13 protein-coding genes are annotated in these 13,558 nt (G+C 54.8%); 7 read left to right on the forward strand and 6 right to left on the reverse strand.

Annotation, left to right across the window (positions count from 1 at the left end):
* Window positions 1-35: 35 nt before the first annotated feature.
* From HVE01_RS12100 to HVE01_RS12110, 3 genes are read left to right on the forward strand one after another with little or no spacing between them, the layout of a single operon-like run.
* Window positions 36-527, forward strand: coding sequence for a TRAP transporter small permease (locus HVE01_RS12100; RefSeq protein WP_146944381.1), 492 nt, complete (start codon window positions 36-38; stop codon window positions 525-527).
* On the forward strand, window positions 524-1,801 hold the full coding sequence (locus HVE01_RS12105; RefSeq protein WP_146944383.1) for a TRAP transporter large permease: 1,278 nt from the start codon (window positions 524-526) through the stop codon (window positions 1,799-1,801). The genes HVE01_RS12100 and HVE01_RS12105 overlap by 4 nt, the downstream gene beginning before the upstream one ends.
* Window positions 1,802-1,834: 33 nt before the next feature.
* Window positions 1,835-2,596 carry a M15 family metallopeptidase gene (locus tag HVE01_RS12110; RefSeq protein ID WP_198350388.1) on the forward strand — a complete coding sequence of 254 codons (762 nt, stop codon included), beginning with the start codon at window positions 1,835-1,837 and terminating at the stop codon, window positions 2,594-2,596.
* 68 nt (window positions 2,597-2,664) lie between these two features.
* Here the strand turns inward: HVE01_RS12110 and HVE01_RS12115 are convergent, their stop codons facing one another.
* Genes HVE01_RS12115 through HVE01_RS12120 form a run of 3 tightly spaced genes read right to left on the reverse strand, consistent with a single transcriptional unit; the run spans window position 2,665 to window position 6,911 of the window.
* Entirely contained in the window at window positions 2,665-4,914 is a 2,250-nt protein-coding gene (locus tag HVE01_RS12115; RefSeq protein ID WP_252183160.1) for an efflux RND transporter permease subunit, read from the reverse strand.
* Between the two features lie 13 nt (window positions 4,915-4,927).
* On the reverse strand, window positions 4,928-5,764 hold the full coding sequence (locus HVE01_RS20040; RefSeq protein ID WP_252183161.1) for an efflux RND transporter permease subunit: 837 nt from the start codon (window positions 5,762-5,764) through the stop codon (window positions 4,928-4,930).
* Window positions 5,751-6,911 (reverse strand): efflux RND transporter periplasmic adaptor subunit, encoded by a 1,161-nt coding sequence (locus HVE01_RS12120; RefSeq protein ID WP_146944385.1) that lies wholly within the window; start codon window positions 6,909-6,911, stop codon window positions 5,751-5,753. Before HVE01_RS12120 ends, HVE01_RS20040 begins: the two co-directional genes overlap by 14 nt.
* Before the next feature lie 100 nt (window positions 6,912-7,011).
* Between HVE01_RS12120 and HVE01_RS12125 the strand changes: the two genes are divergently transcribed.
* Window positions 7,012-7,665, forward strand: a complete 654-nt coding sequence (locus HVE01_RS12125; protein WP_125752024.1) for a TetR/AcrR family transcriptional regulator — start codon at window positions 7,012-7,014, stop codon at window positions 7,663-7,665.
* Between the two features lie 27 nt (window positions 7,666-7,692).
* On the opposite strand, the gene HVE01_RS12130 is transcribed toward HVE01_RS12125, so the two are convergent.
* Window positions 7,693-8,592 (reverse strand): LysR family transcriptional regulator, encoded by a 900-nt coding sequence (locus tag HVE01_RS12130; RefSeq protein WP_125752026.1) that lies wholly within the window; start codon window positions 8,590-8,592, stop codon window positions 7,693-7,695.
* Window positions 8,593-8,702: 110 nt separating this feature from the next.
* Between HVE01_RS12130 and HVE01_RS12135 the strand changes: the two genes are divergently transcribed.
* Window positions 8,703-9,341, forward strand: coding sequence for an NAD(P)-dependent oxidoreductase (locus HVE01_RS12135; protein WP_125752029.1), 639 nt, complete (start codon window positions 8,703-8,705; stop codon window positions 9,339-9,341).
* Between the two features lie 92 nt (window positions 9,342-9,433).
* Here the strand turns inward: HVE01_RS12135 and HVE01_RS12140 are convergent, their stop codons facing one another.
* A complete protein-coding gene (locus tag HVE01_RS12140; protein WP_146944387.1) occupies window positions 9,434-10,327 on the reverse strand; it encodes a LysR substrate-binding domain-containing protein in 894 nt (297 codons plus the stop codon).
* Window positions 10,328-10,512: 185 nt separating this feature from the next.
* Here HVE01_RS12140 and HVE01_RS12145 point away from each other — a divergent pair, with 185 nt between their 5' ends.
* Window positions 10,513-10,833: a hypothetical protein gene (locus tag HVE01_RS12145; protein ID WP_125752034.1), complete on the forward strand. Its 321-nt coding sequence runs from the start codon at window positions 10,513-10,515 to the stop codon at window positions 10,831-10,833.
* 119 nt (window positions 10,834-10,952) lie between these two features.
* Here the strand turns inward: HVE01_RS12145 and HVE01_RS12150 are convergent, their stop codons facing one another.
* Complete coding sequence (locus HVE01_RS12150) at window positions 10,953-13,085, reverse strand: PhoX family protein (protein ID WP_146944389.1); 2,133 nt, start codon at window positions 13,083-13,085, stop codon at window positions 10,953-10,955.
* 257 nt (window positions 13,086-13,342) lie between these two features.
* Here HVE01_RS12150 and hemP point away from each other — a divergent pair, with 257 nt between their 5' ends.
* On the forward strand, window positions 13,343-13,510 hold the full coding sequence (hemP, locus tag HVE01_RS12155) for a hemin uptake protein HemP (RefSeq protein ID WP_125752040.1): 168 nt from the start codon (window positions 13,343-13,345) through the stop codon (window positions 13,508-13,510).
* The last annotated feature ends 48 nt before the right edge of the window (window positions 13,511-13,558 follow it).

Raw genomic sequence — 13,558 nt, forward strand, 5'->3', positions numbered from 1 at the left:
GTGCTTAACATTTCTGTGCTTCATGAAAGGCTGCCATGTTTAATACGCTTCGATCCCGTCTTTTAGCGATCAGCCGCCCTGTTACCTTAACCCTGGCGGGCGCACTTTTATCGCTCAATGTTGCGGCTATTCTGTTTGGGGTGTTTGCACGCTACATCGCTGGTGGCGCGCCTATCTGGACAGATGAGCTATCACGTTTCTTGATCATCGCCACCGTGATGCTTGCAGCTGGCGCTGTCTGGTCTGAAGGAGGACATATGCGCGTTGGCCTGTTAGAGAAACGACTGCCCGCCCCCTTCGCTCGGCTGCTAAACGTGTACCAATGGCTACTCACTCTGTTCATTGCGGCGGGCGGGGCATGGGTTAGCTATCGATATGCGCTGTCGGTCAGTATGTTTACCACTTCTGGGCTCGGCATTAGCCGTACGGTGCCACTGCTTTCGCTACCGATTGGTTTTTTGCTGCTGGCTTGGCATGTGCTCCTTTATGGCCCTGCGCCACTCAAGACCATCGAGGACGACCTATGATTGTCACTATGCTGGTTGTTTTCCTGGGCCACGTTTTGCTTGGACTGCCCCTGTTTATCGCCCTGCTGACCACCGCGATAGTCGGCTTTCTGTTTGTCGACCCCTCAATGATTCCACGCATGCTGCCCCAGCAATTCTTTGGTGGTATCAATGTTTTCTCCTTGATGGCGATTCCGTTATTTATCTTCGCTGGCAACCTGATGAACGTCAGCGGCTTAACCGAACGCTTGATGGGGCTCGCCCGCCTGATGGTAGGGCATTTGCGGGGCGGCATGGGGCACGTCAATGTGGTGTCGAGCGTATTCTTCGCAGGTGTTAATGGCTCAGCGGTAGCGGACACCTCGGCACTTGGGTCGCTATTAGTACCTGCTATGGAGAAAGAGGGCTACTCACGAGCCTTTGCCGCAGGGTTGACCGCTGGCAGTTCGTTAATCGGCCCGATTATTCCCCCCAGCATCTTTATGATTCTCTACGCCTCACTGACCAATACCTCGGTCGGCAACCTATTTCTGGCAGGCGTCGTGCCTGGGCTGCTACTGGGCGTTGCCTTTATGGGCATGAACGCTTGGTATGCCTGGCGCCATCGGTTACCCAAAAGTGGTCAGTTGCCCTCACTCAGCCAACTTGGTATAGCCTTTGTGGCCGCTCTGCCTGCACTTATCGCCCCTTTTATTATTGTTGCGGGCATCGTGCTGGGCTTTGTAACGCCGACCGAGTCGGGGGCGTTGACAGCGCTGTATGTCGCGTTGTGCGGAGTCGTGTTGGGAGGATTGCGTTTCAAAGAGTGCTGGAAAGCTATTGTCGATACGGCACGCTTAACCTCGGCGATTTTTCTGATTATGGCCGCCTCCGCGACGATTAGCTGGCTGCTCTCCTATGCGCAAGTGCCCGCGCAATTTGTCTCGCTGCTATCGCCCTACGTAGACAATAGCGTGGTTATTTTATTGCTACTCAGCGCAATCACCTTCGTCACGGGAATGTTTATGGAGGAAGTGTCAGCGCTGATGCTACTGACGCCCATCTTTGCGCCAGTGGCGATGATGGCGGGTATCGACCCCATTCATCTGGGTGTCATCATCACGCTAAACATTACCATCGCGTTAATCACCCCGCCGCTGGGCGCCTGCGTGTTTGTCGCCGCCGCGGTCAGTCGGCTGGAGATAGTGTCACTATTCAGAACCATTTGGCCCTTTGTGCTAACAGCGATTGCGGTGCTTCTTCTACTCATCCTGTTTCCGCCACTCACACTTTGGCTGCCTACACAGTTTGGATAGTGCTCTTCTTGAATAATCCTTTGCTTGGATAACATGATGCCTTTGAACACACTAGTGAAGGCCTTACCGCCTCTACCCAGCCACCTAGCTCCAAACTGGGAACAGCTACGCCGAACATCTATTGAAGATAATGGTGAGCGCTTGGTGCCAATGAGCCTCGCCCCGGCACCGATTAGCGTATTCCCCGCCTATGCTCGGCTGGGCATTCCCGGCGCGGTACCAGAGTGTTTCGTTCGGGAAGGCGTTTATCGGGCGCTACTCGCCGCAGCGCGCAGCTTGCCCGAAGGGATCGGTCTAATCGTGCTGGACGGCTGGCGTCCATGGCGGGTACAGCAGTACTTATTTGATACCCTGCACGAAGCTATCCAGCATCATCAGCCTGGCCTCAGCGAGGCGGAGCTACTGGAGCGCACAAGGGAGTTTGTTTCGGTTCCCAGCCGCAATCCACTAGAACCGAGCCCACATCTCACCGGTGGTGCCGTCGATGTCACGCTATGTGATGCCGATGGTCTGCCGCTGGATATGGGGACACTGTTTGATGAAGCGATCCCCGCCTCTCATAGCGACTATTTCGAGCACCTGGAAACGCTAACGCCTCAGCAAGTTAACGCCCGAGATCACCGCCGCCTGCTATACCACACCATGCAACAGCAAGGCTTCACAAACCTACCCAGCGAGTGGTGGCACTTCGACTACGGCGATCAATTATGGGCCTACTACGGGTCACACCAACAGGCACATTACGGCCCGATAGAGCTGGATACCATTGAGAATCGCTGGCGCCGGCAACTGTAGTTTACTAGGCGCGATGCCGCTCCAGCTAAAGGGCATCGCGCCTAGAGTTTCCCCCTGATCAAGGATGCTCAGATTGCGTTTCCTGCTACCGCATCCTTGCTACCGACAGACGAGCTTGCTCTTGCTATCCAAAGCCGATACAGCGCTGGGGTAAAGAAAAACGACACCAGCGTTGCCAGAAGTAGCCCAAATCCAACGGTTTGTGCGAAAGGTGGCCACAACCCACCTGCTGCTATCATCAGTGGAATTAATCCAGCGAAAGTGGTGATCGTTGTTGAGACAATATGGCGACTGGTGGGGCCGCTAATGACCGCTAACATGGCATCAATATCGCCTTGGCGTGCAGCTTCATCGTCGTCAAACGCAGCAATGATGATAATAGTGGCATTAATCGCCACACCCACCAGCCCCATAATGCCAACAATAATGACAAAACCGAATGCATGGCCACTGAGCAGCAGCGCTACAATGCCCATGCCCATCGCCTGAGCACCGGCAATAAACACAATGGCAGCGCGGCGAAAGGAATTAAACGCCAGCACCACCGTTGCCACCATGGCAATCACCAGCAGTATCACTGAGGCCAGCAGGTTACCCACGGCTTCGCTACGTTCGGCAGCCTCGCCACCGGTTTCAATACGATAGCCAGAAGGGAGGTGGATCTCTCCTGCTTTCAGCGCATTCTGCAACGCGTCCTCTAACTGTGCCGTGGAAACTGCCGGCAACGCATCGGCCACCAAGTAGCCTTGTACTAACTGCACCCGTTCGGCATTACGGCGAGTAATCACGCTCCAGGCTGGCGTTAGCGATACCTCCGCCACTGCTGCTAGTGGCAACCCCTCTGCGACGCTATCGCTGACTAAGCGCAGCGCGGCAAGCTGTTCAGCATCGGTGCGCCACTCACCAACATACCGTACTCGAACAGGGAGCTGCTGAGTATCTTCCAGCAGCATGCCCGCAGATTGGCCGGACAGCGCAGCACCAACCTGCTCCGCTAGCCGTTGTGGCGTTAAACCTGCATCGTGAAGCGCCGTTTGGTCGATATCCAGCGTCAGCCTGGGCAGATCGCGCTGCATGCCTGCGCGCACATGGGTCACCTGCGGCAACTGATGCATTAGCTTCGCGAGTTCAAGCCCCAGCGATGACAGTATGTCCAAGTCATCGCCATAGACCCGTAGCTCAACCGGTGCTTTAAACGGAGGCCCCTGCTCATACTTACGCACCACGCTTTGCGCCTGAGGAAAGTGCTGATCAAGCATCTGCTGCAACATGGGCACCCGCTGATTCGTCACCGCTAACGATTCGGTATCGACAATCAAGTGTAAAAACGCTGGGTTGTTATCCTCATTGGTCAATACGTTGTAATACATCATGGGGGCGCTTTCGCCGATAAATGCAGATACTCGTTTGATGCCCGGCAGCTCTCGAATAAGGGTGACAGCTTCATCGGCTAACGCCGCGGTATTGGCGATACTGCTAGCTGGGGGCAGACGTACTTCAATGTGAAGTTGGTCACGGTCTGCCGGTGGAAAAAACGCGACGTCTAACGTTGGCATTAGCGCGATACCGCTCACAGGCACGCATAAGGTAATGATCATGGCAGCCACCGGATGACGCAGCGCACTACCTACGACACGCCGAAAACCACGTTTAATCACGTTATCTTGTAAGCCCGACGGTTTCTGCGCCACGTTAGCCAGCAGCATCGGCGAAAGCGCTGGCACTAACAGCAGCGATACCAAGTAAGAGCTCACCAGCGCCACCATGACGGCCATGGCTAGCGGCCCTACGAACTCTCCGGCGGGCCCTGGCATTAGCACAATTGGCATAAATGCCAGAATAGTAGTCAGCGTGCTGGCGAGTAATGGCACCGCTAAATGGCGCAAGGCATCTCGGGTCGCAGCCACCACTGAGTCCCCTTGCAAGAAGCGCTCCCGAAGGGCGTTGGTCATGACAATGGCGTTATCCACCATTAAGCCCAACGCTACAATAATGCCGGTAATGCTCATTTGGTGGATATCAATGCCCAGCGGCTTAAAAAACGCCAACGTGAGCAGCGCCGTAGCGGGAATCGCTAGCCCCACCGTGATCGCCGAGCGCCAACCCATGCTTAAAAACAGAATAGCCACTACCAGCACTAACCCTATCAACAGGCTGCTAGCGACATCGCTTAAGCGCTGATTGGTGTAACTGGCTTGCTCAAACACCACTTCAATTTCAAGGCCTACAGGCAACTCGTCAGCAAACGCCACTAGCTGTTGCTGAGCCCGTTCAACCCAAACATCAATACGCTGGCCAGGAGCCATACGGGCACCCACAAACACGGCTCGTTCACCGTTTAAGCAGCGCCATAGCGGCGGGCGGATCCTGCACGCCGCGACGCAGCTCGGCAATTTCTCCTAGCTTAACCGTTTGGCCTTGCCGGATAGCCACGTCGACATCGCGCAACCTGTCTAACGTATTAAACTCACCGCTCAACCCGACCGTTAGCCGATGGCCTTGGGTAACCACTTCGCCTGCTGTGCGACGGCCATCACTTGCTTCAATGGCGGCGGCCAGCTGGCCTACGGAAAGCCCCAGTGCATTTAGCTCTAAGGGGTCGACCATAACTTCGACCTGCTCCCCTGCGATACCAAATCGATGGGTGTATTCCGTGCCTGCAACACGCCTAAACTGATCTTCCAGCCGTTCGGCGTAGCGCTCCATTAACTGAGGGTTAGGCGAAGAATCTAGTGTCCAGCGCAGGGCAGCCACTATGCTAAAGGCGTAACCACGGTCATCCAGAAGCTCTGGTGTCTGCACACTGGCTGGCAAGGTTGGCGCGATATCGCCTAGCTTATCGCGTACTCGACTCCATACGGGGGTGACATCAACAACCGCGTCTTCTAATTCAAGACTGATAACAGCGATGCCCTGGCGCGACGTAGATTCAAGCACTTGGATTTCAGAAATAGTGCGCAGCTCGTTCTCAATGGGCCGCGCTACCAGCGCTTCAACCTGTTCAGGCGTAGCGCCGGGAAACGGCGCAAGCACAGTAGCCATACGTGCAATCAGATGAGGATCTTCTGCCCGAGGAAGCGTTTGAATAGCCGATAGCCCAGCCACAACCAGCAACCCCAAGGTTAATGCCACTAAACGCCGGTTAAATAACCACTCAATCCGCTGCATAAGCCATATCCTCACTGAGGGTGACCTGCTGCCCCGGGGCGATGCGGTGAATGCCGCTAGTAATTAGCCTTATTCCTGGCTCAAGGGTTCCGCGCACAAAGGCTTGGTCGCCTTCGGTGTGCAGCAGCTCCACGCTCGCCCGTGCCACACGAAAGCGCTCCTCTTCCAGCGGCTCTGCCACCAACACGTTCCACAATCCTCGTTCGGCAGCACGTAAGGCATCTAGCGGCACCCAGTAACCACTGGCAGGCTCGACAACTGCGTAGCTAAGCTCAACGAGATCACCAGGCACCGCGCTGTTTGAGGCGTCAAGCGAGACAACCAGCGTTTGCGTGCGGCTGTCGCTGTCGATATGGGGTAATCGAGCACGCACCACACCGCCAATAGCCTGGTGATTAACGTTGAGCGCGACTGTCTCGCCTGGTGTAAACGTCGCCGCTAACCGAGCAGGCAACCCTAAATGTGCTTCCAGTTTCTCAACGTCGATAAGCTCAAACGCGGCGGTACCACTGGTCACTAAACTACCAACGCTGACATAACGCTCAATAACACGCCCAGCGAAAGGCGCTTTTAACGTGCTGTCCTCAAGGTCAGCAGTAAGGCTGTCTCGCTCAGCCGTCAGTGCGGCAAGGCGGGCTTGAAGCGTTAACCGATCCGTGCGCGCTTGGTCCAACGCCGTACGGCTGGCAAAGTTACTTTGATTCAGCTGCGCTTCGCGCTCTTCTTGACGCTGAGCAAAAGCTAGGCTAGCGCGGGCTTCCTCACTGCGTGCGGCCACTTCTGCCAAACGGCTTTCAAGACGACGGGTATCCAGTATCGCCAGCGCATCGCCCTGTTCAACCGCACTCCCTCTATCAGCCAACACTTCGCTAACACGGCCAGCGGGTTCGAAAGCAAGCGACACTGACTGGCGTGCAACCACTCGCCCCGTTAAGCGCACGTCCCGTTCCAACTGTTGGGAGTGAGCAAGAGACTGCGTCACCACTTGCAACAAAGCGTTATCCGTTTCCTGCTGATTCGCCAACTGGGCACGACTGTGCTGGCTAGTAAGCGCAACCACCGCCACTGCCGTGATACTCATCATAATTAAGGCCGCCAACGTGCCACGACTTCGGTGGCGCCAGGAAGTATTGAAGGAAGTGTCCATAATGGCCTCGAAATGGTTTATTCTTGAACGATTCGGTTCACTATAATATGTGTACGCTAGCGTTCAATATTTATTTATTCGATAGGCACGGATTTTACGCATGACGGACTCGCAACCTTTACCGCCTGACAAAAAACGCAGCGTCGGCCGCCCCAAGGATATGGCTAAGCGCGACGCGATGTTAAACGCGGCGACCTGCCTATTTTTTCGCTTTGGACTCGAAGGGGTGACCATGGAAGCCGTTGCCCGTGAAGCGGGTGTTTCCAAAGTGACCGTGTACGGCCACTTTGCCACCAAAGAAGCGCTGTTTGGCAGCGTCATTCAGCGTGAAACCGCCCTCCTCCGTCATGGCCTAGAACAGCTTCCCGACACCCATGAAGCCGTGCGTCAGTCACTGATTGAAGTCGGCACAAGCCTCGTGCGCTTTTTGTTGGAGCCCCACGTGTTAGCCGTTGAGCGCGTTATGAGTACACAGGGAAGTCAGTACCCCGAGCTGCTACTGGCCTTTTTCGAATCAGGCCCCTGGGCCACTAAAAAGTGGCTGCAGGAAAAACTTGAGGGGCTAGCCCGCACCGGACATTTAACTCTTAACGCTCCCACACTGGCCGCAGACCAACTCTGTAGCATGTGGCAAGGCATGTTGGTTATGGAGGTGCGTATGGGGGTTCGCCAGCTCCCCAGTGATGAAGAGATTGATCGTCAGGTTAGTAGCGCAGTGGATGTGTTTTTGGCGGCGTATGGGAAACAAGCATGATGAGAACGGCAATCGCGGCTGTCACTTTTAGCGCTGCATTTGCGATTCAAAAAATGTCATAAACGCACGTACTTTGGCGGGCACATGCCGTCCAGGCGGGTAAACCGCATAAACGCCCCCCTCGGACAGAGACCATTCGGCCAAAACGCGAGCCAAGCGTCCGGCCGCTATTTCCGGTTCAGCGGTAATATCGGGCAGCACTGAAAACCCGCCTCCGGCAGCGGTCAAAGCCACTAAACTCACCGTCGAATTGGCTGCTAACCTTGCGTTCATTTGCACATTGACCAAGGTTGCTTGTTGCTTAAACGCCCACGTTAAAGGCGCTTTTAATGGCGTGAAGGCAATCCAGTCGTGTGCTTCCAGGGCTTTCGGGTGCGTTGGTATGCCGTGGCGTTTTAGGTAGCTGGGAGCAGCCACTACATACTGTTGAAATGTGCCTAACCGACGGGCACGCAGAGTGGAATCTTTTAACCAGCCTAAACGAAATGCTAAATCGATTCCCTCTTGCACCATATCGCTGACTTGGTCGCCGCTACGCAGTTCGATATGCAACGCTGGGTGCAAACGGCTGAACGCTACCACCACGTCGCTCAGCACCCCGGAGGAGTAATCTTCTGGAGCCGTTATACGCAGTTCACCATGTAGCTGCTGAGTATCGCTCACGGTGCTCTCAAGCGCGCCCTGTAAACTTGCTAACAGCGGGTGGCACTGATGGTAGAGTGCTTCCCCAGCTTGGGTAAGTTGCACCCGCCGCGTTGTGCGATGGAACAGCGTGACACCCAGGCGCGTTTCCAGCTGGCGAATTTGTAGACTCACGCGGGTTTTTGTACAGCCTAGCCGCTCAGCTGCCTTGGTAAAGCTACCGGCTTCCACCAGCGCGACAAAGATCGGCAAACCGTTTAAATCGAACTCATTGGCGGTGGTCATTCATCACCCTACTGTTATGAAATCAATAACAGTAAATTACGTTAATCGCTATTTTTCAAATCAATAAAGCGTCAGACAATGCAGCGACAACCTACTTAAGGAGAACTGTTATGAAGATTGCACTGATTGGCGCTAGCGGATTCATTGGATCTGCCCTATTAACCGAAGCGCTATCCCGCGGCCATCACGTGACGGCGTTAGTGACCCGGCCCGAGCGGGTAGCGCCACAGGAGAATCTCACTACCGTTAAAAGTGACGTGTTAAATACCGATGCGCTTGCCGAGCAGCTACGCGGTTCCGAGGCCGTTATCAGCGCCTTTAGTGGCCACGCCCAGGAGGATGTTTACGAGTATTACCTCAAAGGCTTTCACTCGATTTTGTCAGCCACTCAACAAGCTTCAGTACCTAGGCTACTGATAGTGGGTGGCGCAGCAACACTCGAGGTAGCGCCGGGTCAGCTTTTGTTAGATGCACCTGGTTTTCCAGCAGAGTACCGGGCCACGGCGGAAGGGGCGCAAACAGCTCTTGAAATCTTACGCGCACAAACAGCCCAAGCATGGACGTTTCTCTCCCCTGCTGCTGAGATTTTCCCCGGCGAACGCACAGGCAACTTCCGGCTGGGCGGCGATACGCTACTGACCGACAGCGAAGGCAACAGCCGTATTTCCGTGCAGGATTACGCCATCGCCATGATCGATGAACTGGAAAACCCACGACACACCAATCAGCGCTTCTGCGTCGCGTATTGAGTGGCCAGGAACGCTTTCTCGACCCGACATAGTGTCGGGTCGACTATCAGAGCTACGCCGGTCAGAGATACGCAACGAACTTCCCTATGAACTCATCCCTTACGAAACGCCTCTACAACACGTTCAGCTAATACCTCGCAGGCATCGCGACTGCCCGCACGCTTGACAAGAAATACCTGATAATCGCCCAACGGCGGTAGAGAATCGTTGTTTAACCGTTTGAGCGGTGGGCGAATCAAGCTTTTCGGAAAAGCCGTCACAGCCAGATCAGCCAGCATAGCCGCTTCCTGACCAGCACAATGGTCACAGGAGTAAGCGATCCGGTAATTAACCCCAGCATGGTCAAGGGCGTTTAGCGCGATCCTCCGCCACGTACACCCCTGTTGAGCCAAAGTCACCGGCAGTGGTGTTCGCTCCACGGCAACGCCATCCTCACGACCCGCCCACACTAACGGTTCGCTATGCACCACATCGCCGCGCGCCGCCTGACCAGGCTCTCCCCCCATCACCAATGCTAAGTCGAGTTCTCCCTCATCCAGCCTAGCGAGCAAATCTTGACTGCGCCCAACGACGACATCGATCTGCACGGCTGGATGCGAGCGAGCAAACTGCGCAAGCACATTGGGTAAAATACGCCCAACGACGTCGTCAGTGATCCCCAGCCCCACGCGCCCCTCTATGGAGGGAGATAAAAACTGAGTCACGGCTTCAGCATTGAGCTTAAGCAGCCGTCGACCATAGCCCAGGAGTACTTCCCCCTCGGTAGTCAGGCGCACATAGCGCGCCTCTCGCACAAATAGCGTTTGCCCAAGCGTTTCTTCTAGCCGTTTGATCTGCATGCTCAACGCAGATGGGGTACGAAATAGCTGCTGGGCGGCGCGGGTGAAGCTGCCGCTCTCCGCAATCGTCACAAAGGTGCGTAGCACCTCGCTATCCAGTAGCGGCAAGGCAGCTCGGCTGGGAGCTATGGCCGATAGTTGATTCATCACGCCCACTCTTCAGAAAAACTTAACGATCAGTGTAGATCTTTTCGTTTGATTGATCCAAGGCGAAGTTCCAAGCTGTTCACAAGAGGTCGCGACCCTCTCACTTATTGACCACAAACCATACCTGTCCAGTCAGTGCCCAGACACCGCTGCCTGCACAGTCGTTGTGAAAAAAGAGGTGCGCGATGAAGTGTGAATATTCAGCCCAACATGCCCAAAATGCATGGATAAAAGCTAGCCAATTGGCGCCGCCCCCAAAGCCGCCACAAGTAGATTTTTACATGCCGGCCATGCCGTCAATGAGGCTAATTCGCGCGCTAGATATGGGCTGGTGGCGTTTTCGGCGGCGCTGTCTTTTCCGCCGCCATATACTGCCGCTATTGGCCTACGATGATCAGGTGCTGATAGATATTGGCCATTGCCGCGAAGATATTCTCTGGGCCAACAAGCTCCCATTGAAAATCGACGCCATCCACGCGTTAGAAGCCCGGCAGAAAAAGCGGTAAGCCCAAAAGGCCCAGGATCAAAAAAAGCTCCGAACCTTTCACAGGTTCGAAGCTTTTAATGGAAGCTCTCAATAGCGTTTTAAGCACCCACAATGGTGACTAAGACTCAACCGCTATTTTCACACTCCTACAGGCCCACCATCGCGCTTCTGAATAACAACGGTAGATGCCCGAGGACGTACTTGGCCACTGGTCTCAGCGGTGGCATCTTGGGTCAGTGCGCTACCATCCGCGGGCCAGTTGCCGGGGTGCTGAATATTAATAAACAGCGCCGTTTTATCCGGTGTCGCAAAAATGCCGGTCACTTCACAACCGTTAGGCCCTACGGCGAAGCGTTTCAGCTGCTGCTGATTGCTATTGTTAATCACCGGACCGGTACCCTGAATCTCGTCCAGGCTGTTAGGCACCACGGCTAATAGCTGGTCGTTGGTGTACTCGGTAATGCCTTCGTAGCCATTATCAGTCTGAATCCAGAGTATGCCCTGACCATCATCACGCTGGTCAAACCACAGACCATCGGGGCTAGCAAACTGGTTCATTTCAGTCAGGCCGGAATGATTGCCTTCATCATTAGTGGCGGCACCAAACACAAATACTTCCCAGCGAAAGGCATTCGGCAGGCGGCTTTCACGCCAGCGAATAATGTGACCTGCTTCGTTATTAGCGCGTGGATTAACAGCGTTGGCCGGGGCTGTCTCATAGCCTACCCCTAGCTGAGCAATGTCATCGCCTTGATTGGTGAAAGTAGCCGCTGCGGCTTCTTCACTGCGCTTCGAATTATTGGTCAGCGTTAGGTACACCTCGCCAGAGGAAGGATCCACGGTTGCCCACTCCGGGCGGTCCATCGGTGTCGCTCCCAGTAGATCCGCTGCATCACAGGTGTTAATAATCACCCCAGCTAAGTCATCCTCTGCCAAGCCCAACGCCGTTGCCAACGAACGGCCGTCGCGTGTTTGCGCGCTAGGTGTTAGCGGCAACCACTCACCGCTGCCATCAGCGTTGAAGCGAGCTACATAGAGGGTGCCGTTATCCAGATATTTACTACCAATGGCGAGGCGATCATACGCTTCACCCGGACGATTGGCATCGGCGGGGTCCCAGGCAGCGTCAGAAACGTATTTATAGACGTACTCGTTGCGGGAATCGTGGCCAGAGTAGTACACCACAGGCTGCCCTGCTTCCAGCTTACCTAGCCAACACCCTTCATGACGAAAACGACCAAGTGCCGTGCGTTTTACCGCATGCGCATCACTATAGGGGTCGACTTCTACTTGGTAGCCAAAGGTGCGCGCTTCGTTGCGGTAATCATCTTCAGCACGCTCGCCCCGTGGCGTGATATTGAAACGGGCAAATTCATCGTTTTCTTCAGAGGCATCGCCCGCCGAGGTATCCCAACCATAGCGGCTTTTATCGGTAGGAATACCAATCCGCGCGTCGTCCTGGAAGAGTTGGCCGTGATTAACAAACACATTGGGCCAGTTCTCTTCGCAAGCGATATAAGTACCCCAGGGCGTTAACCCATTACCACAGTTGTTATTGGTGCCACGGGTTTGCGTACCCGCTGGGGAGAAACGCGTTTTCACATAGTCACTGCCTGCCACTGGGCCAGCAATGTCCATCACCGTCGCGCTGGTAAGACGGCGGTTATAGCGGGAGCCAGGCACATGCGACCAGTGTCCGTTAGCGTCTTTCTCAACTTCCACAATAGTGACACCGTGAGCGTTGATTTCAGTACGCGACTCTTCGGCGGGGCGCTTGCCTTCAGCATCAGTGGGGCCACCTTGAGGAGCCCACAGCGCATCTTGTTCGATATATTCGTTGTTGAGCACCAGCACAAAGCGCCGTGAGGCGTTATCGGCATCCAGAGCAAAACCAGCCATTCCATCGTGGTTCATACCCACACTCGCGGCTTGGCGCTCGGCAGTCATTGGCTGGTCGGACTGCCAGCTGTCACCAGCGTTCAACGGTGTGCCCCACGGCACCAGCACTTGGGCAACATAGCCTTCAGGCACTACGACAGCATCTGTTAGCGATCCTTGAACTGCCTCAAACGCCAGCGTCAACGGCGTTTTTTGCGCCCCGCTTGAAGCCAGTGCTTGGGCGGCACCGCCAAAGCCAAGCATTGAAGCTGCAGCCAAGCCTAAGCCGCCCCGCATTACCGCTCGCCGAGAAACATGCTGCGCTAACACATCCGCAAACGGCTGGTTGCTGCTCTGGTTAAACAGGCGATGATCTTCAATTTCCTTGCTCATAACAACGCTCCTCTCGTCACGGTTAACACGCGCTAGTTTTATGTTAAGAGGACACTAATCAATTTAAATGACAGGGTAATGACGAGAACTCTACTGTTAGGTGAACGCTCATTCGCAAGCTATTCCCCACCTTTTAAAACGGGCTGGTTTAGCATCTGCACAGTGGTTAGGTAAGGTTGGGAGTGATGGTTGTGAGGGGTAGCGAAATCTGCTAAATTAATGCTAATAGTTATCATTAGCACAGGAAACAGCCTCTCATGCAGCCCAGAAAAAAAGACATTCCGCCAGAAAGCTCGCCTAGCGCATCTCGCGAAGTGACAAGTCAGGCGCTGCTTGATCAAGACGGTCAGTTGGTTATTCACCATGAACAGCGACGCTATGTGCTGCGCCGCACGAAAAGCGGCAAGCTGATCTTAACGGCGTAAGCCCTTTTAAATAATCACGTACCTACTACTAACCCTTTTAGCCAGCCA

The organism is Vreelandella venusta (assembly GCF_007989605.1).
Lineage (GTDB): Bacteria > Pseudomonadota > Gammaproteobacteria > Pseudomonadales > Halomonadaceae > Vreelandella > Vreelandella venusta.